Source organism: Oceanicella actignis (assembly GCF_008124525.1).
Taxonomy (GTDB): domain Bacteria; phylum Pseudomonadota; class Alphaproteobacteria; order Rhodobacterales; family Rhodobacteraceae; genus Oceanicella; species Oceanicella actignis.
Window position 1 is genome coordinate 25,878 of the sequence record NZ_VNHJ01000003.1, and the last position, 21,379, is coordinate 47,256.

At 71.2% G+C, this 21,379-nt stretch carries 18 protein-coding genes; 6 read left to right on the top strand and 12 right to left on the bottom strand.

Features of this window, described 5'->3' with window-relative positions; genetic code table 11:
• Positions 1-27 precede the first annotated feature (27 nt).
• Genes LY05_RS05395 through LY05_RS05405 form a run of 4 tightly spaced genes read right to left on the bottom strand, consistent with a single transcriptional unit; the run spans position 28 to position 2,702 of the window.
• Positions 28-1,215, bottom strand: a complete 1,188-nt coding sequence (locus LY05_RS05395; protein WP_072745757.1) for a vWA domain-containing protein — start codon at positions 1,213-1,215, stop codon at positions 28-30.
• A gap of 28 nt (positions 1,216-1,243) precedes the next feature.
• Positions 1,244-1,417 (bottom strand): hypothetical protein, encoded by a 174-nt coding sequence (locus LY05_RS15105; protein ID WP_170258855.1) that lies wholly within the window; start codon positions 1,415-1,417, stop codon positions 1,244-1,246.
• Positions 1,414-1,863 carry a GNAT family N-acetyltransferase gene (locus LY05_RS05400; protein WP_148922395.1) on the bottom strand — a complete coding sequence of 150 codons (450 nt, stop codon included), beginning with the start codon at positions 1,861-1,863 and terminating at the stop codon, positions 1,414-1,416. The genes LY05_RS15105 and LY05_RS05400 overlap by 4 nt, the downstream gene beginning before the upstream one ends.
• Entirely contained in the window at positions 1,860-2,702 is an 843-nt protein-coding gene (locus LY05_RS05405) for an AAA family ATPase (protein ID WP_148922396.1), read from the bottom strand. The genes LY05_RS05400 and LY05_RS05405 overlap by 4 nt, the downstream gene beginning before the upstream one ends.
• Before the next feature lie 283 nt (positions 2,703-2,985).
• Here LY05_RS05405 and dksA point away from each other — a divergent pair, with 283 nt between their 5' ends.
• Positions 2,986-3,408: an RNA polymerase-binding protein DksA gene (gene dksA, locus LY05_RS05410; protein WP_072745760.1), complete on the top strand. Its 423-nt coding sequence runs from the start codon at positions 2,986-2,988 to the stop codon at positions 3,406-3,408.
• Positions 3,409-3,516: 108 nt separating this feature from the next.
• Here dksA and LY05_RS05415 read toward each other — a convergent pair whose 3' ends face one another.
• Positions 3,517-5,091: a 2-isopropylmalate synthase gene (locus LY05_RS05415; protein WP_148922397.1), complete on the bottom strand. Its 1,575-nt coding sequence runs from the start codon at positions 5,089-5,091 to the stop codon at positions 3,517-3,519.
• Positions 5,092-5,344: 253 nt separating this feature from the next.
• A complete protein-coding gene (locus LY05_RS05420) occupies positions 5,345-6,760 on the bottom strand; it encodes an MORN repeat-containing protein (RefSeq protein ID WP_170258857.1) in 1,416 nt (471 codons plus the stop codon).
• Positions 6,761-7,089: 329 nt separating this feature from the next.
• On the opposite strand from LY05_RS05420, the gene LY05_RS05425 reads away from it, so the two are divergent.
• From LY05_RS05425 to LY05_RS05445, 5 genes are all read left to right on the top strand, one after another.
• Positions 7,090-8,784 (top strand): NAD+ synthase, encoded by a 1,695-nt coding sequence (locus tag LY05_RS05425; protein ID WP_148922399.1) that lies wholly within the window; start codon positions 7,090-7,092, stop codon positions 8,782-8,784.
• A complete protein-coding gene (locus tag LY05_RS05430; protein ID WP_148922400.1) occupies positions 8,781-9,332 on the top strand; it encodes a nucleoside-diphosphate sugar epimerase/dehydratase in 552 nt (183 codons plus the stop codon). Before LY05_RS05425 ends, LY05_RS05430 begins: the two co-directional genes overlap by 4 nt.
• Positions 9,329-10,666 (top strand): glutamate--tRNA ligase, encoded by a 1,338-nt coding sequence (gene gltX / locus LY05_RS05435; RefSeq protein ID WP_148922401.1) that lies wholly within the window; start codon positions 9,329-9,331, stop codon positions 10,664-10,666. The genes LY05_RS05430 and gltX overlap by 4 nt, the downstream gene beginning before the upstream one ends.
• 262 nt (positions 10,667-10,928) lie before the next feature.
• The gene (locus LY05_RS05440; protein ID WP_148922402.1) at positions 10,929-12,011 is read left to right on the top strand and encodes a hypothetical protein; all 1,083 of its coding nucleotides are present in this window, start codon (positions 10,929-10,931) and stop codon (positions 12,009-12,011) included.
• 75 nt (positions 12,012-12,086) lie between these two features.
• Complete coding sequence (locus tag LY05_RS05445; protein ID WP_148922403.1) at positions 12,087-12,581, top strand: invasion associated locus B family protein; 495 nt, start codon at positions 12,087-12,089, stop codon at positions 12,579-12,581.
• Between the two features lie 204 nt (positions 12,582-12,785).
• On the opposite strand, the gene hflX is transcribed toward LY05_RS05445, so the two are convergent.
• The 6 genes from hflX to LY05_RS05475 form a co-directional block, all read right to left on the bottom strand.
• Positions 12,786-14,090 (bottom strand): GTPase HflX, encoded by a 1,305-nt coding sequence (gene hflX, locus LY05_RS05450; protein WP_148922404.1) that lies wholly within the window; start codon positions 14,088-14,090, stop codon positions 12,786-12,788.
• Between the two features lie 9 nt (positions 14,091-14,099).
• Positions 14,100-14,339 carry an RNA chaperone Hfq gene (gene hfq, locus LY05_RS05455; RefSeq protein ID WP_148922405.1) on the bottom strand — a complete coding sequence of 80 codons (240 nt, stop codon included), beginning with the start codon at positions 14,337-14,339 and terminating at the stop codon, positions 14,100-14,102.
• 138 nt (positions 14,340-14,477) lie between these two features.
• Entirely contained in the window at positions 14,478-16,016 is a 1,539-nt protein-coding gene (locus tag LY05_RS05460) for a potassium transporter TrkG (protein WP_148922406.1), read from the bottom strand.
• A gap of 3 nt (positions 16,017-16,019) precedes the next feature.
• A complete protein-coding gene (gene trkA / locus LY05_RS05465; protein WP_148922407.1) occupies positions 16,020-17,396 on the bottom strand; it encodes a Trk system potassium transporter TrkA in 1,377 nt (458 codons plus the stop codon).
• Between the two features lie 76 nt (positions 17,397-17,472).
• Positions 17,473-18,930: a nitrogen assimilation response regulator NtrX gene (gene ntrX / locus LY05_RS05470; RefSeq protein ID WP_148922408.1), complete on the bottom strand. Its 1,458-nt coding sequence runs from the start codon at positions 18,928-18,930 to the stop codon at positions 17,473-17,475.
• The gene (locus LY05_RS05475) at positions 18,923-21,355 is read right to left on the bottom strand and encodes a sensor histidine kinase NtrY-like (RefSeq protein WP_148922409.1); all 2,433 of its coding nucleotides are present in this window, start codon (positions 21,353-21,355) and stop codon (positions 18,923-18,925) included. Before LY05_RS05475 ends, ntrX begins: the two co-directional genes overlap by 8 nt.
• Between the last annotated feature and the right edge of the window lie 24 nt (positions 21,356-21,379).

Consider the following 21,379-nt stretch of genomic DNA (forward strand, 5'->3'; position numbering starts at 1 on the left):
GCGCCCCGTCCGAGCGGGCGGGGCGCGTCAGCGGCTGAGCTCCTTCATCGCGCCTTCGAGGCCCTGAAGGGTCATCGGATACATGCGGTCGGCGAAGATCTCGCGGATCATCTGGATCGAATGGGTGTAGCCCCACCGGTCCTCGGGCACGGGGTTGATCCAGACGTTCGAGGGCCACTGGTCGATGGCGCGGCGCAGCCAGACCTCGCCGGCCTCTTCGTTCCAGTGCTCGTTGGCGCCGCCGGGATAGGCGATCTCGTAGGGGCTCATGGACGCGTCGCCGATGAACACGCACTTGTAGTCGCGCCCATAGGTGCGCAGCACCTCCCAGGTGGGGATCTGCTCGGTCCAGCGGCGGCGGTTGTCCTTCCACACGCCTTCGTAAAGGCAGTTGTGGAAATAGAAGTATTCAAGGTGCTTGAACTCGGACCGCGCGGCCGAGAACATCTCTTCCATCACCTTGACGTGGTCGTCCATCGAGCCGCCCACATCCATGAACAGCAGCACCTTGACCGCGTTGCGCCGCTCGGGGCGGGTCTTGACGTCAAGATAGCCATGCTCGGCGGTCGAGCGGATGGTGCCGTCGAGGTCCAGCTCCTCGGCCGCGCCCTCGCGCGCCCAGCGGCGCAGGCGCTTGAGCGCGACCTTGATGTTGCGCGTGCCCAGCTCGACCGAGTCGTCGAAGTTGCGGAACTCGCGCCGGTCCCAGACCTTGACCGCGCGGCGGTGGCGCGAGCGGTCCTGCCCGATGCGCACGCCCTCGGGGTTGTAGCCATAGGCGCCGAAGGGCGAGGTTCCGGCCGTGCCGATCCACTTGTTGCCGCCCTGGTGGCGGCCCTTCTGCTCTTCGAGCCGCTTGCGCAGCGTCTCCATAAGCTTGTCGAAGCCGCCGAGCGCCTCGATCTGGGCCATTTCCTCGGGGGTGAGGTGCTTTTCGGCCAGCTTGCGCAGCCATTCCTCGGGCAGGGCGACGGGCGAGCCGCCCTCGGGCGCGCCCGAGACGGCCTCGAGCCCCTTGAACACCTGGGCGAAGACGCGGTCGAACTTGTCGATGTTGCGCTCGTCCTTCACCAGCGCCGCGCGGGCCAGGTAGTAGAAGCCCTCGACGTCATACATGACGACCTGCTTCTCCATCGCCTCGAGCAGCGTCAGGTATTCGCGCAGCGACACGGGCACCTTGGCCTCGCGCAGCGCAAGAAAGAAGTTCACGAACATGGCGCCGGCCTCCGAAGGAATTGGCGGGTCAGTTGGTCAGTCCCTGCCAGTCGCCGATGGTGACGACGGCGTAAAGCGCCAGCGCCGCCGCCAGGCCGTGGACGATGCCGTAGCGGATGCGGTCGGCCAGGCCGCCGCCGGCGCGGCGCGCGCGCAGCCATCCCAGGGCGAAGAAGGCGATGAAGACGGCAAGCAGGATCATGGGCGCTCCGCTCGGGCATACTTGATGAAGGGCGTGCGTTCGGCGACGCGGTCATACAGGGCGCGTGCCGCGTGGTTGAACTCTTGCGTCAGCCAGTAGACCGTCGGCCGTCCGGCCTGGTCGGCGGCGGCGTAGACGGCCTCGATCAGCGCGCGGCCAAGGCCGGCGCCGCGCGCGGACGGGTCCACATAGAGATCCTGCAGATAGGTGACCCCCTCGGGGCGCCAGCAGTGATCGTGGAAGATGAAGTGGACCAGCCCCGCCGGCGCGCCGTCGCGCTCGGCGATCAGCGCGCGCATGTTCGCCGAGCCGCCCGGCAGGAGGCGCGCGAAGGTTTGCGCATAGGTCTCTCCGGGCAGCGCGGCGCCGTAGAAGTCGAGATAGCCGCGCCAGAGCGCGCGCCAGCGCGGCGCGTCCTCGGGCGCGAGGGGGCGGATGACGCTCACGCGCGCGGCCGCCGGGCCATGAAGGCCAGGCGCTCGAACAGGTGCACGTCCTGCTCGTTCTTGAGCAGCGCCCCATGCAGGCGCGGCAGCGCGGCGCCCGGTTCGGCGCGCAGATCCTCGGCGTCCAGATCGTCGGCCATCAGCAGCTTGAGCCAGTCGAGCGCCTCGGAGGTCGAGGGCTTCTTCTTCAGCCCCGGCGTCTCGCGCAGCTCGTAAAAGCGCGTGAGCGCGGCGCGCAGCAAGGTGGGCTTGATGTCGGGGAAGTGGACGCGCACGATCCGCTCCATGGTCTGCGCGTCGGGGAAGGCGATGTAGTGGAAGAAGCAGCGGCGCAGGAAGGCGTCGGGCAACTCCTTCTCGTTGTTCGAGGTGATGATGACGATGGGCCGATGCCTGGCGCGGATGGTCTCGCCGGTCTCGTAGACGAAGAACTCCATCCGGTCGAGCTCCTGCAGCAGGTCGTTGGGGAACTCGATGTCGGCCTTGTCGATCTCGTCGATCAGGAGCACGACCTTCTCGTCGGCCTCGAAGGCCTCCCACAGCTTGCCCTTCTTGATGTAGTTGCGCACGTCGCGCACGCGCTCGTCGCCCAGCTGGCTGTCGCGCAGGCGGCTGACGGCGTCGTATTCGTAAAGGCCCTGCTGCGCCTTGGTGGTCGATTTCACGTTCCACTCGATCATGCGCAGCCCCAGGGCCGAGGCCACCTGGCGCGCCAGCTCGGTCTTGCCGGTGCCCGGCTCGCCCTTGACCAGAAGCGGCCGCTCGAGGGCGATGGCCGCGTTCACCGCGATGGTCAGATCCTCGGTGGCGACGTAGTCGGAGGTGCCTGTGAATTGCATCGAATCCTGCCTGAATTTCGCGTGACGATGGTCGCTTGACGGCGCAAATTGCCCTGATAGCGGCGCGGAGGCAAGCTTTGCCTCGATTTGCGGAACGGCGTGCCGCATCGCCTCGCGCCCGCAAGGTTGAACGGAAAAGCGCAAGCTTTCGCGTGACATGCGCCGGGTCTGGCGCTATCAGTTCGACCCAAGGCGGGCGGCCGCGGCAGGGGAGGGCCGGGCGCGACAGGCGCCGAAAAGGCGACGCGCCGCCTTAGGGGAAGCCAATGCGAGGTGTTGGGAGATGAAGTCCGAAATCGTGCTTGAGCCCGGCTATGTTCCGGCTGAGGACGAGCCGTTCATGAACCCGCGGCAGAAGGAATATTTCCGCCGCAAGCTGCTTGCCTGGAAGGAAAGCATCCTGAACGAGAGCCGGAGCACGCTGGAGGGCCTTCAGGAAGGGCCGATCTACGCCCCGGACATCGCCGACCGCGCCGCCGCCGAGACCGACCGGGCGATCGAGCTGCGCACGCGCGACCGCCAGCGCAAGCTGATCGCCAAGATCGACGCGGCGCTGCGCCGGATCGAGGACGGCACCTACGGCTATTGCGAGGTCACGGGCGACCCGATCAGCCTCAAGCGGCTGGACGCGCGCCCGATCGCCACGCTGAGCCTGGCCGCGCAGGAGATGCACGAGCGCCGCGAGAAGGTCTATCGCGACGACTGAGGCGCGGGCCTCGCCCGGCCGAATCGCAAGGCGAAGAAAACGGGCCGCGCCGGCAGATCCGGCGCGGCCCCTTTCGTTTCGCGCGGCGTCCCTGCCGCGGGCGGGGGCTCAGGCCCCCTTGGCCATGGCGTCCGGGGCGCGCTTTTCCCGCCGCACCATCAGGCGGTTGAGCGCGTGCACATAGGCCCGCGTCGAGGCCAGGATGGTGTCGGTGTCGGCCGACTGGCCCGAGGCGATGCGCCCGTCCTCCTCGATGCGGACCGAGACGGTGGCCTGCGCGTCGGTCCCCTCGGTCACGGCGTGAACCTGGTAGAGCTGCAGCCGCGCCTGGTTCGGCACCAGCTGGTTGACCGCCTTGAAGCAGCTGTCCACGGGGCCGTCGCCGGTCGCGGTGGTGGTCTTCTCTTCGCCGTCGATCTCGAGCGTCAGCACCGCCGAGGGACGCAGCGTGCCGCAGGTGACGGTCAGCGACTTGACCTTCACGCGGTCCGAGCCAGCGTCCGAGTGCATCTCGGTCATCAGCGCCAGCAGGTCCTCGTCATAGACCTCCTTCTTCTGGTCGGCCAGGGCCTTGAAGCGCACGAACACGTCGTTGAGCTGGTTGTCGCCCAGCTCGAAGCCCAGCTCGCGCAGCTTGGCGCGCAGGGCGTTGCGGCCCGAATGCTTGCCCATCACCAGGTTCGAGGCGGTCAGGCCCACATCCTCGGGGCGCATGATCTCGTAGGTGCCGGCGTGCTTGAGCATCCCGTCCTGGTGGATGCCCGATTCATGCGCGAAGGCGTTCTTGCCGACGATGGCCTTGTTGTATTGCACCGGAAAGCCGGTGATGCGGCTGACCAGGCGCGAGGCCTGCATGATCTTGGTCGTGTCCACGCCCGTGCGCCAGGGCATGATGTCGTTGCGCACGCGCATGGCCATCACCACCTCTTCGAGCGCGGCGTTGCCCGCGCGCTCGCCCAGGCCGTTGATGGTGCATTCCACCTGCCGCGCGCCCGCCTCGACCGCCGCCAGCGCGTTGGCCACGGCCATGCCCAGATCGTTGTGGCAATGGGTCGAGATGACGACCTTGTCGATGTCGGGCACGCGCTCCTTGAGCATGCGGATCAGCGCCGCGCTTTCGCCCGGCGCGGTGTAGCCGACCGTGTCGGGGATGTTGATCGTGGTCGCGCCGGCCTTGATCGCGGTCTCGACGGCGCGGCACAGGAAATCGTGCTCGGTGCGGGTGCCGTCCTCGGGGCTCCACTGCACGTCGTCGGTCAGCGAGCGCGCATGCGAGACCGAGCGCGCGATGGCCTCGAGCACCTCTTCGGGCTCCATCTGCAGCTTGTATTTCATGTGCAGCGGCGAGGTGGAGATGAAGGTGTGGATGCGCGCGCGCCGCGCGCCCTGCAGCGCCTCCCAGGCGCGGTCGATGTCCTTCGCGCCGGCGCGGGCGAGCCCGCACACCACCGCGTTCTTCACCACCTTGGAAATCTCGCGCACCGCTTCGAAATCGCCTTCGGAGGCGATGGGAAAGCCGGCCTCGATGATGTCGACGCCCATCTCGTCCAGCAGCGTCGCGACCTCGAGCTTCTCGGTCAGCGTCATGGTCGCGCCGGGCGACTGCTCGCCGTCGCGCAGCGTGGTGTCGAAGATCAGCACGCGCTCCTGCTCGGGGGCGCCGTTTGCGGTCTGTTCGGTCATCTCATTGATTCCCTGTCCGGGTCCGGCATCGCCGGGTTGCTTCCTGCGGCGCGAAGCGGCGTCCCCTGAGCGCGCGCGCCGACGACCCCGGCACGCTCAGGGGCGGCTAAGGAGAAGAAGCGCGGCGCGCACGCCGCCGGTCCCGCGGCGGGCGCGGGGCAGGGGCAGGGGGCGTATGGGCGCGCGGTGCGTCATGCGGCCGAATATACGCGCCGCGGCGCGAAAGAAAAGCGCATCTTGCGCGCCGCGCGCGTCACTGCGCCTGGCTGGGGGCGGGCGCCGAGGCGCGGCGGCCATCGATCCACTCGCCCTCGTAGACGGCGCCCGAGGCGTATTCCATCTTGCCCTCGCCATGGCGCTGACCGTTGCGGAAGGCGCCGGTGTAGACGTCGCCGTTGCGGTAGACCGCCACGCCCTGGCCGTGGATCTCGCCGCCTTTCCACGAGCCGGCGTATTCGAAGCCGTCGGGCATGGTGATGCGGCCCTGACCCTCGCGCAGCCCCTCGACGAAGTCGCCCTCGTAGACCGAGCCGTCGGGGAAGGTGGTGCGGCCCTTGCCGTGCTGCAGGCCGGCCTTCCATTCGCCCTCGTAGACGTAGCCGTCGGGGTAGGTGATCTTGCCCACGCCGTCCTGCTTGCCGTCCTTGAAGGCGCCCTCGTAGACGGCGCCGTTGGCGTAGCGCGCCACGCCCTGGCCCTCGATGCGGCCCTCGACCCAGTCGCCTTCATACGAGCCGCCGTCGGCATAGGTGATCTTGCCCTTGCCGTGCTGCTTGCCGTCCTTGAACTGGCCCTCGTAGACGGCGCCGTCGGGATAGACCGCGCGGCCCTGGCCGTCGATCTTGCCGCGCGACCACGTCCCCTCGTAGCGGAAGCCGTCGGCGGCGACGAAGGTTCCCTGGCCGTGGCGCTCGTCGGCGTCGAACTCGCCCTCATAGACGTCGCCGTTGGCGTAGCGCGCGACGCCCCGGCCATGGCGGTTGCCCTGGACGAACTCGCCCTCGTAGACGTCGCCATTGGCCTGCACGGCGACGCCGACGCCGTCGATCTCGCCGGCCTTCCACGAGCCCTTGTAGACGAAGCCGTCGGGCAGGCGGATCTCGCCCTGGCCCTCGCGCTTGCCGGCCACCAGGCGGCCGGCATAGACAGAGCCGTCGGGATAGGTCACCACGCCTTCGCCGTCGGGCAGGCCGTCCTTGAATTCGCCCTCGTAGCGGTAGCCGTTGGGGCGGGTCATGACGCCCTTGCCGTTCTGGCGCGAGTCGCGGAACGCGCCCTCGTAGACGATGCCGTTGGCATAGCGCGCCACGCCCTGGCCCTCGATGCGGCCCTCGACCCAGTCGCCTTCATACGAGCCGCCGTCGGCATAGGTGATCTTGCCCTTGCCGTGGGGGCGGCCGTCCTTGAACTGGCCCTCGTAGACCGAGCCGTTGGGATACTCGGCGCGGCCCTGACCCTCGATGCGGCCCTCGACCCACTCGCCGACATAGCGGAAGCCGTCGGGGCGCGTGAAGGCGCCCTTGCCGTGCTGCTTGCCGTCCTTGAACTCGCCTTCATAGACGTCGCCGGTGTCGTAGGTCTTCTTCACCACCTCGGCGCGCGCCGAGAGCGGCCCCGCGGCCAGGGCCGCGGCCAGCGCCGCGAAAGCGAATCCGGGCTTGCTGCGCATCGATCTTCCATCCCCTGCCGGCGCATGGCGCCTTGTTGTTCCTTGCGTTGCGCGCAGCGGGCCGGTCCGCGCGCGTCGCCGGGCGGCGACACGATACGGGCGGCGCTTTCGCCGCGCAACGATGCTGCGCATGGTGCATTCAAATTTCGTTCATTTCAATCCGTCCGCGCCGCCGCACGCCCGCCATGCGCCCCTCCGGGGCGCGCGCTCGGGCCGCGGCGGGCAACGCGCCCTTGTCTCGGCGCCCGCGCTGGGGCTATCTGCCAAGCGCGAAAGCCGCGACCCGCGGCGCGCGTCGCCGAGGCCAACAGACGGGATCATACGCCGCCATGGACACCGCTGCCGCCAGACCCGACCCGCGCCGGCTGCGCATCGCCCTGGGCCAGCTGGGCCCGCGGGTGGGAGACTTGGCCGCAAACGCCGACAAGGCGATCGCCGCCCATGCCCGCGCGCGCGAGGCCGGCGCCGACCTTCTGGCGCTGCCCGAGATGTTCCTGGCCGGCTACCAGCCGCAGGATCTGGTGCTCAAACCCGCCTTCCTGCGCGCCGCCCGCCGCCAGATCGACCGGCTGGCCGCCGCCTGCGCCGAGGGCCCCGCGCTGGGAATCGGGGCGCCGGAATTCGCCGAGGGGCGCGTGTGGAACGCGTGGTTCGTGCTCGAGGGCGGCGCCGTCAAGGCGGTGATCCGCAAGCACGAGCTGCCCAATTACGGCGTCTTCGACGAAAAGCGCCTCTACGCCCCGGCCGAGCCGCAGGGGCCCGTCTCGATCCGCGGCGTGCGCGTGGGCGTGCCGATCTGCGAGGACGCCTGGACGCCCGAAGTGTGCGAGACGCTGGCCGAGACGGGGGCCGAGATCCTGCTGGCGCCCAACGGCTCGCCCTACGAGCGCGGCAAGCTCGAACAGCGCCACGCGCTGATGGTCGCGCGGGTGATCGAGACGGGGCTGCCGCTGATCTACCTCAACATGACGGGCGGGCAGGACGACCAGGTCTTCGACGGCGGCTCCTTCGCGCTGGCGCGCGGCGGGCGGCTGGCGCTGCAGATGCCGCTCTTCGACGAGGCGCTCGAGATCGTCGAGCTGGAGGAGGGCGACGAGGGCTGGCGCTTCGTCGCCCCGGCGGGGCGCGCGGCGCTGGCGCCCGTGCCCGGCCCGCTCGAGACCGACTACCGCGCCATGGTCGAGGGCACGCGCGACTACGCCGCCAAGACCGGCTTCTCGCGCGCGGTGCTGGGCCTTTCGGGCGGGGTGGACAGCGCGCTGGTCGCGGCGGTGGCGGCCGACGCGCTGGGGCCCGGGAACGTGCGCTGCGTCATGCTGCCCTCGCGCTACACCTCGGCGCAGTCGCTCAAGGACGCGGCGGCGGTGGCGCGCGCCCTGGGCTGCGCGCTGCACGAGCTGCCCATCGAGGGGGCGGTCGAGGCGGTGGGGCGGGGGCTGGCGCCCTTCTTCGCCGGCCTCGCCCCCGACGTGACCGAGGAGAACATCCAGTCGCGCCTGCGCGGGCTCTACCTCATGGCCTTGTCGAACAAGTTCGGCGAACTGCTTCTGAGCACGGGAAACAAGTCCGAGCTGGCCGTGGGCTACGCGACCCTTTACGGCGACATGAACGGGGGCTGGAACCCGCTCAAGGACGTCTACAAGTCGCGCGTCTTCGCGCTGTGCCGCTGGCGCAACGCCCATCACCGGCCCTGGATGCTGGGGCCGGCGGGCGAGGTCATCGCGCCGCGGATCATCGACAAGCCCCCCAGCGCCGAGCTGCGCGAGGGCCAGCGCGACGAGGACAGCCTGCCGCCCTACGAGCGGCTCGACGCCATGCTCGAGATGCTGATCGAGCAGGACGCCGCCATCGAGGACCTTGTCGCCGCGGGCCATGACCGCGCCGAGGCCGAGCGCGTCGAGGGGCTGCTGCTGCGGGCCGAATACAAGCGCTTCCAGTCCGCGCCGGGGCCCAAGCTGGGGCCGAAGGCGTTCTGGCTGGACCGGCGCTATCCGATCGCGAACGCATGGCGGGACAGGGAATGAGCGAGCTTGAGCGCGCGCTGCGCATGGGCGACGGCGAAAACCACGTCGAGACAAGGTTTTACCTCAACCCCTTCAAGTTGTGGTCGCTGGTGGCGCTGCTGCTGGGCGGGGCCTTCTTCTTCGCCTGGCACGCCGTGCGCGCGGGCTGGCGGCCCGACACGCCCGAGGCGCCCGGCACGCTGGCGCTGGGCGCGCTGGCGGTGGTTCTGTTCGCGCTGGCGCTGGTCTTCCGCCGCGAGGCCAGGGACCCGGCGCCGGCGCTCGAGGTCACGCCCGAGGGGCTGCGCGACCGGCGCCTTGGCTTCGTCCCCTGGTCGGATGTGGACAATTACCGCCTGCGGGGCGGCATGTTCACGCCCTGCTTCGGCTACGATCTGCGCCGCGGCGTCCGGCCCGAGCGCGGCGCGCTGTTCTACCGCGTGACCGGCACGCTGGCCTGGATGGGCGGGCTGCCGCGCCGCAACTTCCGCAAGGCGATGATCGTCGGCGGACTTGAACCGATGCTTGAAGCTTGCCGGGCCATGCGCCCGGATCTGGAGCGAAAATGACCGTCGTCACCCGTTTCGCGCCGTCGCCGACGGGGCTCTTGCATGTGGGCAATCTGCGCACGGCGCTGTTCAACTGGCTGTTCGCGCGCAAGGCCGACGGGCGCTTCGTGCTGCGGCTCGACGACACCGACGCCGAACGCTCGCGCCCCGAATTCGCCGACGCCATCCGCCGCGATCTGGAATGGATGGGGCTCGACTGGGACCAGGAGCTGCGCCAGTCCGAGCGCATGGATCTTTACCGCGCGCGTGCCGACGAATTGCGGGGGCAGGGGCGCCTTTACCCGTGCTGGGAGACCCCCGACGAGCTTGAGCGCAAGCGCAAGCTTCGGCGCATGCAGGGCCGCCCCCCGATCTACGACCGCGCGGCGCTGGCGCTGGACGAGGACGAGCGCGCGCGCCTTGGCGCCCAGCGTCCGCCGCACTGGCGCTTTCTGCTCGAACATCGCCGCGAGGGATGGGACGATCTCTTCCTCGGCCCGCGCGAGGTGGACGCCGCCTCGATGTCCGATCCGGTGCTGATCCGCGAGGACGGGCAGTTCCTGTATACGCTGTGCTCGGTGGCCGATGACGCGGATCTGGGCGTGACGCATGTGCTGCGCGGCGCCGATCATGTGTCGAACACGGCGGTGCAGATGCAGATCTTCCGCGCGCTGGGGGCCGAGGCGCCGGTCTTCGGCCATCACGCGCTGCTGACGGGGCCGGGCGGCGCGCCCTTGTCCAAGCGCCTTGGCGGCCTGTCGCTGGCCGATCTGCGCGCGCAGGGGGTCGAGCCGATGGCCCTGGCGTCGATCCTGGCCCGGCTGGGCGGCGCCGCGGCCCCCGAGCCGCGGCTGAGCCTGCGCGAGCTGATCGCCGAATTCGACCCCGCCGCCTTCGGCGCCGCGCCGGCCGCCTTCGATCCGGCCGATGCGCGCGCCATGACGGCGCGCATTCTGCGCCAGACGCCTTACGAGGCGGCGGCCCCGGCGCTGGCGGCGCGCAACGCCGATCTCGGGCCGCGCTTTTGGGAGACGGTGCGCGAGAACGTCGACTCATGGGACGAGGCCGCCGCCTGGGCGCGCATTCTGCGCGAGGGCGCGCGACCCGACGTTGCGCCCGAGGACCGCGCCTTCGTGGCCGAGGCGCTGGCGCTTCTGCCGCCGCGGCCTTGGGACGAGACCGCGTGGAAGCGTTGGACCGACGCGGTCAAGGCGGCGTCGGGGCGCAAGGGGCGGGCGCTTTTCCTGCCGCTGCGCAAGGCGCTTACGGGCAAAGGCTCGGGCCCGGACATGTCGCGCCTCATGCCGCTGATGCAGGGCCCGGCGCCGCGTCCCGAGGACGTTTCCGCCGATTGAGGGCGGGGCGCGGGTTTGCGGCGCGCGCGGATCTGGTCATATCCGAAGTGCGCATAATCAATATTATGTAAAATAATGGCCGCTCATGGGGGTGCAGCCGATGCCGCCGCCGCAGGTTCTCGGCCATGGCGTCGATCAAGGCCTGCGTGCTGCATGGTCCGGCTGCCGGTCTCCGGCGCGAAGGCCTCATTCCAATTGACATGAACCCCCGCCTTCAGCATGTTCAGATTTGGTTAACATTGATGAGCGAGGGGTATGCGCAATGTCGCACCTGCCAAGGCATTCAAGATCATTCGCGCTGGGCGCGATCGCAAGCGTCATGTTCGCCGGCGCCGCTTCGGCCGCCGCGATCATCAGCAATGGCACGGTCGCGCTGGGCGTCGATGATTTCGGGCAGCTCAACGTCGCCGGGGGGCCGCCGTCTGCGCACGAAGGCACGACCTATGTCGGCCTGCGCCATGTGCCGACGAAACTGGAGGCGACCTCGCATGGCTGCCTGTGCGAGGGCTGGGGCGTGGGCATCGCCGATGCCGACAAGAACCGGATCGCCTCGGGCAGCGCGAACAACGCTGTTGGTGGGGTGGTCAACCTCTCCGCGGTGAGCTTCGCCTCCACGGCCTCGACGGCGACGTCGGTCGTCGAGCTGAGGGACGACGCCGACACCACGTCGCTTTTGCGCATCACCCACGCCTTCGGGCCGGCGGCCGAGACGTCGGACCTCTACCGGGTAAACGTGACCATCGAGAACATCTCGGGGGCGGCGATCGACGACCTGCGCTACACGCGCACCTTCGACTGGGACATCGAGCCCGACCCCTTCAACGAGGTCGTCACCCATGCCGGCGTCGCCTCCACGACGACGGTGCTGCTGGCGGTGGACAATGGCTTCGTCAATTCCGATCCGTTCGCCGGCGGCCGCACCGAGCAGGTGGCGGACGGCACGGGCGACTTCGTCGATCTCGGCCCGAGCGATCACGGCTCGAACTTCGACTTCGGCTTCGGTTCGCTGGACGCGGGCGACAGCTTCTCCTTCGACATCTTCTACGGCGCGACCCGCACCGAGGCCGCGGCGCTGGCGGCGCTGGGCGAGGTCGGGGCCGAGCTCTACTCGCTCGGCCAGCCGGGCTGCGATCCGACGGGCGCCGGAACCGGAACCGGCTGCACCTACGGCGACAACCTGGCTACGGCGACGTTCATCTTCGGCTTCGCCGGCGTGGGCGGCTCGATCATCATCCCCGACCCGACGCCGGGCGGCGTGGTGCCGCTGCCGGCCGCGGCGTGGCTGCTGTTGACCGGCATCGGCGCTCTGGGCGCCGGCGGGGCGATCCGCCGCCGCAAGGCGTGATCGCATGACGACAGGCCCCGCCGCGCCGGATCCGGCGCGGCGGGGTTCTTCTTGACCTCGGACCGGGGGGAACGCATGGCCGGGATGCGCGGCGCGGGCAGGACAGGACTTCGGGCGACGCTGGTCGCGTTGGCGCTGGCGTGGGCCGCCGCCCCGCCGGCCGCGGCGCAGGCGCGGGCTCCGAACTGGCTGAAAAGCTGCGAGAACGGCCGCTGCACGGTTGCGGCGCGGCTGGTGGCCGACGGCGCGGACCGCATTTTCGCCACCATCGTCATCGGCTTCGACGAGCGAGGGGGCGCGCCGACGCTGACGCTGGTCGCCCCGCTGGGCATCGCCGTGCCGCCCGGGGTTCGGCTGGTGGTGGACGGGGAACGCGCCATCGACGCGCCGGTGACGGTGTGCCTGCCCGATGGCTGCCGGGCGGCGCGGGCGCTGAGCGAGGACGAGCTGGCGGCGCTGGCGCGGGCCCAGACGCTGGAAGTGCGCTATTTCGAGGCCGCCGGCGGACGGCAGCTGGCGGCGCCGGTCTCGACCGCGGGGCTCTCCGCCCTGCTGGCCGACGCGCGCTGAGCGCGGGCGCCCGATCAGCCCGGCGCGCCGCCCTGCCCTGCGGCGGCTTCGCCCCAGCTTCCCGACCTGCGGAACGGCGTTCGGGCTGCCCCCCTCCACCGCCGTGAACAGGACTCGGCGCAAGCGGGAGATCCGGCCTCGCCGCCGGACCGCTCGCACCTCCGCGGCGCGGGTCCGCGGCCGTCTCGGGGCGGCGAAGTCGGCCTAGCCGCTCTCGGGCGTCGCCAGGGTCGCGAAGCGTTTCTCGAATCGCGCCAGCACCTCGGGATCGGCGGCCACGGTCATGCGCGCCTCGTTCTCGGCGTGGTCCTCGGCGATCACGCGCGCATGTTCGTGCAGCCAGGCGCGCGCCGCGCCCTCGGCGGCGGGAATGCGGTAGACTCGCGTCTGCTCGGCCGCGCCGAGCCGCGCGGCGATCATCTCGCGCAGGCGCTCGATCCCCTCGCCCGTGACCGCCGAGACCGCCGCCGCGCCGGGCAGCCGCGCGGCCTCGTTCAGCGCCGCGGCCCGCGCTTCGGGCGCCAGAAGGTCGATCTTGTTGCGCACCTCGATCATGGCGTCGCGGCGCGCCTCGTCCACGCCCAGCTCTTCGAGCACGTCCAGCACGTCGGCCTTCTGCGCCTCGGCGTCCGGGTGGCTGACGTCGCGCACATGCACGATCAGATCGGCTTCGAGCACCTCTTCGAGCGTGGCGCGGAACGCGGCCACCAGCTGCGTGGGCAGGTCCGATATGAATCCCACCGTGTCCGAGATGATCGCCTTGCGCCCGCCCGGCAGCGTGACGCCGCGCATCGTCGGGTCGAGGGTGGCGAACAGCATGTCGCGCGCAAGCACGCCCGATTCCGTCAACCTGTTGAAGAGCGTTGATTTTCCCGCGTTGGTGTAGCCCACCAGCGCCACGACGGGGAACGGAACCTTGCGCCGCGAGGCGCGATGCAGATGGCGCGTGCGCACCACGCGCTCGAGCTTGCGGTTGATGCGCGCGATCTTCTCGGCGATGGCGCGCCGGTCGGCCTCGATCTGCGTCTCGCCCGGGCCGCCGACGAAGCCCAGCCCGCCGCGCTGACGCTCGAGATGGGTCCAGGAGCGCACGAGGCGCGACTTGGCGTAGTTCAGATGCGCCAGCTCGACCTGCAGCACGCCCTCGCGCGTGCGGGCGCGCTCGCCGAAGATCTCGAGGATCAGGCCCGTGCGGTCCAGAAGCTTGACGTTCCAGGCCTTTTCAAGGTTGCGCTGCTGGATCGGCGTGACCGGCCCGTCCACCACCACGAGATCGGCGCGCGCCTCGGCCAGGCGCCCGGCCAGCTCGGCGACCTTGCCCGAGCCGAACAGCGTGCCCGCCTGGGGCGCGGCCAGGGGCACGACCTCGGCGCCGGCCAGCTCCAGATCCAGCGCCGCGGTCAGCCCGACGGCCTCTTCGAGCGAGCGCGCGGGATCGCGGCGCGCGCGTCCCTCGTCGGCCCGGGCGCGGGCGCGGATGTCGGGGTGCAGGACGTAGACGCGCGTCATGCGCGCCGCTCAGCTCTGGTCTTCGCCGTCATGCAGATTGATCGGCTGCGACGGCATCACCGTCGAGATCGCGTGCTTGTAGACCAGCTGCCCCTGCCCGTCGCGGCGCAGCAGCACGCAGAAATTGTCGAACCAGGTGATGATTCCCTGCAGCTTGACCCCGTTCACCAGAAAGATCGTCACGGGAACCTTGTTCTTGCGAATGTGATTGAGAAAAGCGTCCTGAAGGCTTTGCTTGTCGGCGGCCATGGTTGATGCAACCCCTTAGCTGGTGCGTTGTTGTTGGCGCTGATGCGCGCGCCGCGGGGCGCGTCCGCGGCGTCATGTTCCGAGAGAAACAGCCTGTCGCCCCGTCTTGCAACCGCGAAATGCGCAAGACGGGCGCTTTCAGCCGCCGCGGCCGCCCAGCGCGCCGGGATTGAGCAGCGCGACGAAGGCCAGGATCTCGATCCGGCCCAGGATCATCGCGCCGCACAGCGCTAGGCGCGCCTCGGGGGCCAGCGCCTTGTAGGCGGCCGGATCGCCCGTGACCATGACCAGCGCCGGCCCGGTGTTGGAAAGCGCGGCGATCGTCGCCTCGAGCGACAGCGCGAAGGGCGCCTCGGTCAGCGTCAGCAGCGCCGTGCCCGTGGCCATCGCCGCCAGGAACAGCGCCATGTAGACCCAGGCGTTCATCACGTCGGCGCGCGTCAGGCGCCCGGCGGGGGTGCGGGCGGTCTCGATCATGTGCGGATGGACCATGCGCGCAAGCTCGGCCGATCCGTGCCGGAACAGCGCGTAGGCGCGAAACAGCTTCAGCCCGCCCGCCGTCGAGGCCACGCCCCCGCCCATGGCCGCAAGGCCCAGCAGCATCAGCGTCGGCGTATCCAGCCCCGACCAGTAGCGCGCCGCCGCCCAATCGGCCGAGACGTAGCCCGTCGTGGTCAGGAAGCTGATGCAGGTCATCGCCGCGCCCCACAGCGCCACGAAGCCGCCCGCGATGGTGTCGCGCAGCTCGGGCGCGGCTTCGGTCAGCGTCAGCGCCCCGATCCAGTGCCGCACGAACAGCCATCCCGCGCAGATCGCCGCCGTCAGCGCCAGAAGCCGCATTTCGGGGTCGGCGGTCCAGGCGCGCCAACCCTCGCGCGCGATCTGGCGGCGATAGATCAGCCTGCTGGCCGCCAGGATCATGCCCGCCAGCGCCGCCGCCTCGGCCCAGCGGTTGTCGAGCGCCGCGAACCCGCCGTCGAGCGGCGAGATCCCGCTGGTCGAGACCACCCCCATCGCATGCGCCGCCGCCGCCAGCCCGTCGCCCGCGCCCGAGGCCAGGAAGGCCAGCGCCAGCGCCGCCGTCAGCGCCCCGTAGATCGGCGCGATGCGCCTCAGCGCGCGCAAGGTCCGCCCGCCCGAATCGACCAGCGCCACCACCCTGCCCGCGCGCGCCGATTCCGGCATGACCTGCGAGGCGCCCGGCGCCTGCGTCAGCCCCCGCGGCAGCAGCACCGCCGCCGCCGCCGTCAGCGTCGCCAGCCCGCCCGCCCAGCCCAGCATGGCGCGCCACAGCTGCACCGCGCGATGGCTTTCCTGCGGGCGGTCGAACAGCGTCGCGCCCGTGGTGGTCATGGCCGAGACTGCCTCGAAATACGCCCCCTCGGCGCCCAGCGCCGGATGCAGCAGCCAGATGGGAATGGCGGCGAAGACCGGCAGCCAGGTGAAGAAGCCCAGAATGGCCATGAGCTCGGTCTGCGCGCCGGCGCGCTCGGGGCGCGGATCATGCGCCGCCGCGCCCCAGATGGCCGCGAAGAAGCCGACGAAGATGGCCGAATACAGAAAGAAGCGCGCCGCGCGCCAGTCCTGCTCGACCGCGGCGAACAGCGCCGGAACCAGCATCAGCCCGCCCAGCGCCGCCAGGGCCATCGCCAGCAGCGGAACCCCGCGCACGCGCATGGTTCAGAAATACTCGGCCGAGACGCGGAACAGCTGCTCGACCTCGCGCAGCCGCTCGCTGAGGGCGAAGACCAGCACCCGGTCGCCTTCCTCGATCACCAGGTCGCCGCGCGGCATCCGCAGCCCGTCGCGCCCCATCACCGCGCACACGATCGCCCCCGAGGGGATGCCCGCCGCGCGCAGCGGCTTGCCCGCGATGGGCGAGGTGCCCAGCACCACCGCCTCGATGGCCTCGGCCTCCTGATCGCCGACCGAATACACCTGCCGCACCCTGCCCCGGCGCACATGGCGCAGGATCGAAGAGACCGTCGTCGCGCGCGGCACGATCATGGCGTCGATGCCCAGCGGCTCGGCCAGCTCGGAATAGCTGGCGTCGTTCGACAGCGCGATGGCCGTGGCGCAGCCCGCCCGCTTGCCGCGCGCGGCGGCCAGAAGGTTGGTCTTGTCGTCGTCCGTCAGCGCCAGAACCGCCGCGCCCTCGCCCACCCCGGCCTCGGCCTGAAGCTCGGGGTCCAGACCGTCGCCCATCAGCACGATCGTGCGCTCGAGCGTCTCGGCCGCGCGCTCGGCCCGGGCGCGGTCGCGCTCGATCATCTTCACGCGCAGATGGCTCGGGTCGTTCTCGATCATGCGCGCCACCGAAAGCCCCACGCTGCCGGCGCCGATCACCGTCACGCGCCCCGCGCGCGGCGCCTCGCGGCCGAACAGGCCGATGGCGCGGCGCACATCCTCGGCCGCGGCGACGAAATAGATCTCGTCGCCCGCGTAAAGCTGGTCCTCGGGCTCGGCCACATGCAGCCGTCCGTCGCGCCGATAGGCCGCCACGATGGCGCGCAGCGTCGAGAACAGCTCGGTCAGCTGGCGCAGCGGCGTGTTGAGCAGCGGGCAGTTCTCGTCCAGCCGCAAGCCCACCAGGCGCGCGTGGCCGTCGAGGAAATCGGCGCTGTCGAAGGCTTCGGGCTCGAGCAGGCGGCGCATGGCCACGCGCGCCACCTCGAGCTCGGGCGAGATCACCACGTCGATGGGCATGTGGTCGCGCCGGAACAGGTCCGACCATTCGGGCGCCAGATAGGACTGGGCGCGGATGCGCGCGATCTTCTGCGAGACCGAGAACACCGAATGCGCGATCTGGCACGCGACCATGTTCACCTCGTCCGAGAAGGTGGCCGCGATCAGCATCTCGGCGTCTGCCGCGCCCGCGCGCTCGAGCACGTCGGGATGCGAGGCGAAGCCCGTCACGCCGCTCACGTCATAGGCCTCGGTCACGCGCCGCACCAGGCCCGGGTCCTGATCGACGATGGTGACGTCGTTGCGCTCGCCCGCCAGATGCCGCGCGATCTGCGAGCCCACCTGGCCCGCGCCGCAGATGATGATCTTCATGCCGTCTCGCTCACGAATGCGGCTCCCTACGCGGTCTGCGGAGCCCAGCGCGCGCGACTATGCGCCCGCCCGCGCCTCAGGTCAAACCGGCGTCCGCCGCGCCCGCTTCGCCCTCGTCGCCATCCTCGCGCGCGGGCGATGGCGCATCGTCCTGGGCCACGGCCACGCGCGCGCCCCCGCGCACGGTGGTCACCACGCCCAGCGACTTGAGCTTGCGGTGCAGCGCCGAGCGCTCCATGCCCACGAACTCGGCCGTGCGCGAGATGTTGCCGCCGAAGCGGTTGATCTGCGCGATCAGGTAGTCGCGCTCGAACAGGTCGCGCGCCTCGCGCAGCGGCAGCGAGATGATCAGCGCCGACAGCCCCGCCCCCGAATCCGCCGAGGGCGCGCCCAGGGGCAGCTCTTCGGGCGCGATCTCGGCCGCGCCGGCGCCCAGGATCAGCACCTGCTCCATCATGTTGCGCAGCTGGCGCACATTGCCCGGCCAGTCCTGCGTCTGCAGCAGCGCCGCAGCCTCGGGGCTCAGCGTGCGGCGCGGCAGCCCCTCGGCCCGGCTCAGCCGCTCGAGAAAGTGATCGGCCAGAAGCGGGATGTCCTCGCGCCGGGCGGCCAGGGGCGGCACCTCGATCGGCACCACCGAAAGGCGGTGATAGAGGTCCTCGCGGAAGGCGCCCTGCGCGATCAGCGCCTCGAGGTCGCGGTTGGTGGCCGAGATCACCCGCACGTCCACCCGCACCGTCTCGGACCCGCCGCGGCGCTGGAAGGTCTGGTCGACCAGCGCGCGCAGGATCTTGGATTGCGCGCCCATGGGCATGTCGGCCACCTCGTCGATGAAGAGCGTGCCGCCATGGGCCTTCTCGAACAGGCCCGGCTCGTGGCCGCCATCCTCGCGCATGCGGCCGAACAGGGTTTCCTCCATCCGGTCGGGGTCGATGGTGGCGGCGTTGACCACCACGAACGGGCCGTCGGCGCGCGCCGAGCGGGCGTGGATGTAGCGCGCGGCCACCTCCTTGCCCGCGCCCGGCGGCCCCGACAGCAGCACCCGGCTGCCGGTGCGCGCCACCTTGTCGAGCTTGGCGCGCAGCGCGCTCATGGCCGCCGAGGCGCCGATCAGCTCGGCCGCCTGCTGGTCCTGGCGGCGCAGGCGCGCATTCTCGCGCCGCAGCCGCGAGGCCTCGAGCGCGCGGCCCACCACCACCATCAGCTGGTCGATGGTGAAGGGCTTCTCGATGAAGTCGTAGGCGCCCTTCTTGACCGCCGCCACGGCGATCTCGATGTTGCCGTGGCCCGAGATGATGACTACCGGAATGTCGGGCATGTTGCGCTTGACGGTCGTGAGCACCTCGATCCCGTCCATGCGGCTGCCCTGAAGCCAGATGTCGAGGATGATCAGGTCCGGCGGCGACGCCTCGATCGCGGCCATGGCCTGGTCCGCGTCGGCGGCCATGCGCGCCTCGTGGCCCTCGTCCTCGAGGATGTCGGCGATCAGGGCGCGGATGTCGGCCTCGTCGTCCACGACAAGAATGTCAGCCATTTTCGGTTTCCTCTTGCGTTGCGCCCGGCGGCGGGCCCGCCTGCGCCGCGGGCAGCACGATCAGCGCCATGGCCCCCGGCCCGTCGGGGGAATCGGTCAGCGCGAAGGTTCCGCCGTGCTCCTCGACGATCTTCTTGACGATGGCGAGGCCAAGGCCCGCGCCCTTTTCGCGCGTCGTCACATAGGGCTCCATCAGCCGCGCGCGGTTTTCCGCCGGCAGGCCGGCGCCGTTGTCGATGATGCGGATTTCCACCCGGTCGGGGGCGTAGAGGATGCGCGCGCGCACAAGGCCCGGCGGCTCGGGCGCGCGGGCCAGCCGGGCCTCGACCGCCTCGGCCGCGTTCTTGAGCAGATTGGCCAGCGCCTGCCCCATCAGCCCACGGTCGCAGGGCACCGGGCGCGGGGCGCCCTCGGTCTCGACCTCGAAGGCGACGCCGGCGGCCGCCTCGCCGCGCAACAGCGCCGCTTCGTCGAGGATCTGGCGCAGATCGTTCGGCGCCGGCTCGGGCGCGGGCATGCGCGCAAAGCGGTTGAACTCGTCGACCATGCGGCGGATGTCGCCGGCCTGGCGCACGATCATGTCGGCATACTGGTCGAAGCGCGCGCGCGCCTCGCCAGACAGCCCGGCGCCGAACTTGCGCTTGAGCCGCTCGGCCGAGAGCTGGATGGGGGTGAGGGGGTTCTTGATCTCGTGCGCGATGCGCCGCGCGACGTCGCCCCAGGCGGCCATGCGCTGGGCCGAGACCAGCTCGGTCAGGTCGTCGAAGGTCAGCACCAGGCCGCCCTGCCCCGCGCCCTCCTGCCCGGCGGCGTCGGCGGCGTCGCCGGTCGGCTCGCCCCCGGCGCCCTCGGCCGCGCCCGTGCGCGCGACGCGGGCCAGGAAATCGCGCTCGCGCCCGCCGACATGGCCATGCACCCGCGCCTCGGCCTCGCCGGCGCGGCGGGCGCGGGCGGTTTCGACCAGCTCGGCGAAAAGCGGCGCGACCTCGGCCAGCGGGCGGCCCGCCGCCTGCGCCGCGTCCACGCCCAGAAGGCGCGCGGCGGCGTCGTTCATCAGCTCGATCCGACCCTCGGCGTCAAGGCGCACCACCCCCGCCGTCACGCCCGCCAGCACCGCCTCGATGAAGCGGCGGCGGCGCTCGGCCTCGCGGTTGGCGGCCATGAGCGCGTCGCGCTGGGCGGCGACCTGCTCGATCATGCGGTTGAACACGCGCGAGAGCACGGCGACCTCGTCGTCGCCCTGATCGACGGGCACGCGCACGCCCAGATCGCCCGCGCCCACCCGCTGCGCCGCGCCCGCCAGGCGCCCGATCGGGCGGGCCAGCTTCTCGGCGAACCACAGGCCCAGCCAGACAGCCGCCAGGATGACCAGGAGCGCAAAGCCGAGGTAAAGCGCGGCGAATTCCAGCAGCACCCCGTCGCGGCTGGCCTCGAGCGTTTCGTAAAGGCGCACGGTCTCGCGCGTCTCGTCCAGCAGCGACAGGATGTTGCCGTTCACCGGCCGGGCGACGAGCAGGTAGTAGTCGAACAGGTCGCGCAGCCAGACCAGCGCGCCGATCTCGCCCGCCTCCTTGTCCTCGAGGATCACCACCTCGCCGGCGCGCGCGCGCGCCATCTGCTCGGGCGTGGGCGGGCGGAACCAGAACAGATACGAGAACTCGCCGCGCGCGCGCAGGTCCATCGCGCTGTCGAAGACATAGGCCTGCGGCACCTCGCGCAGCCGCGCCTGGGCGCGCAGCACCTCGCCCAGCTGCGCGTCGCCCGCGCCCAGCGCGCCCGCGCGCCCCAGCTCGGCCGCGATGGCCACCGCGTCGCCGCGGATGCGCCCGCGATGCTCGCGCTCATAGGCCTGCGCCGTCGCCAGCGAGTTGCGCACCACCGAGCGGATCTGGTCCGAGAACCAGCCCTCGAGCCCGTAGCTGACCGTGAGCGTGGCGAACACCGCCACCAGCACCGTCGGCGCCAGCGCCACCAGCGTGAACACCGCCGTCAGGCGCAGATGCAGCCGCGAGCCGGCCGAGCGCGCGCGCCGCGCCGAGATCAGCGTGGCGATGCGCCACACCACCAGCGCCGCCACCACGATCACATAGACCAGATCCAGAAGGTAGACCCCGCGTACCAGCTCGGGCGAGGCCAGCTCCTGCCCCTCGCGCGTGGCGGTGGCCACGGTCAGCACCGCCAAGAGTGGCCCCAGCGCGACCAGCGCAGCCGCCGCCCAGCCGCGCAGGCCGCGCAGCTTGGCGCCGAGGGGCCGCGCCGCGCCCGCGCGCGCGAACGGGTTCGGCGCCCGCGCCTCGGGCGCGCCCGCCGGCGCCGGCGGGGCGGCTGGCCCGTCGGTCTGCGCGATGTTGTGACCGCTGCGCTCGATGCGTTCGACCTCCGCCTGGGGCGCGCCGGCCGGCGGCGCCCGATGCGTCCACGCCATGAATTCGGCGCCGACTGTTGCGTC

Excerpts from the sequence above, each read along its gene's own strand:
- LY05_RS05395 (WP_072745757.1), bottom strand. The coding sequence starts at position 1,215 with ATGTTCGTGAACTTCTTTCTTGCGCTGCGCGAGGCCAAGGTGCCCGTG.
- LY05_RS15105 (WP_170258855.1), bottom strand. The coding sequence starts at position 1,417 with ATGATCCTGCTTGCCGTCTTCATCGCCTTCTTCGCCCTGGGATGGCTG.
- LY05_RS05405 (WP_148922396.1), bottom strand. The coding sequence starts at position 2,702 with ATGCAATTCACAGGCACCTCCGACTACGTCGCCACCGAGGATCTGACC.
- dksA (WP_072745760.1), top strand. The coding sequence starts at position 2,986 with ATGAAGTCCGAAATCGTGCTTGAGCCCGGCTATGTTCCGGCTGAGGAC.
- LY05_RS05415 (WP_148922397.1), bottom strand. The coding sequence starts at position 5,091 with ATGACCGAACAGACCGCAAACGGCGCCCCCGAGCAGGAGCGCGTGCTG.
- LY05_RS05420 (WP_170258857.1), bottom strand. The coding sequence starts at position 6,760 with ATGCGCAGCAAGCCCGGATTCGCTTTCGCGGCGCTGGCCGCGGCCCTG.
- LY05_RS05425 (WP_148922399.1), top strand. The coding sequence starts at position 7,090 with ATGGACACCGCTGCCGCCAGACCCGACCCGCGCCGGCTGCGCATCGCC.
- LY05_RS05430 (WP_148922400.1), top strand. The coding sequence starts at position 8,781 with ATGAGCGAGCTTGAGCGCGCGCTGCGCATGGGCGACGGCGAAAACCAC.
- gltX (WP_148922401.1), top strand. The coding sequence starts at position 9,329 with ATGACCGTCGTCACCCGTTTCGCGCCGTCGCCGACGGGGCTCTTGCAT.
- LY05_RS05440 (WP_148922402.1), top strand. The coding sequence starts at position 10,929 with ATGTCGCACCTGCCAAGGCATTCAAGATCATTCGCGCTGGGCGCGATC.
- LY05_RS05445 (WP_148922403.1), top strand. The coding sequence starts at position 12,087 with ATGGCCGGGATGCGCGGCGCGGGCAGGACAGGACTTCGGGCGACGCTG.
- hflX (WP_148922404.1), bottom strand. The coding sequence starts at position 14,090 with ATGACGCGCGTCTACGTCCTGCACCCCGACATCCGCGCCCGCGCCCGG.
- hfq (WP_148922405.1), bottom strand. The coding sequence starts at position 14,339 with ATGGCCGCCGACAAGCAAAGCCTTCAGGACGCTTTTCTCAATCACATT.
- LY05_RS05460 (WP_148922406.1), bottom strand. The coding sequence starts at position 16,016 with ATGCGCGTGCGCGGGGTTCCGCTGCTGGCGATGGCCCTGGCGGCGCTG.
- trkA (WP_148922407.1), bottom strand. The coding sequence starts at position 17,396 with ATGAAGATCATCATCTGCGGCGCGGGCCAGGTGGGCTCGCAGATCGCG.
- ntrX (WP_148922408.1), bottom strand. The coding sequence starts at position 18,930 with ATGGCTGACATTCTTGTCGTGGACGACGAGGCCGACATCCGCGCCCTG.
- LY05_RS05475 (WP_148922409.1), bottom strand. The coding sequence starts at position 21,355 with ATGGCGTGGACGCATCGGGCGCCGCCGGCCGGCGCGCCCCAGGCGGAG.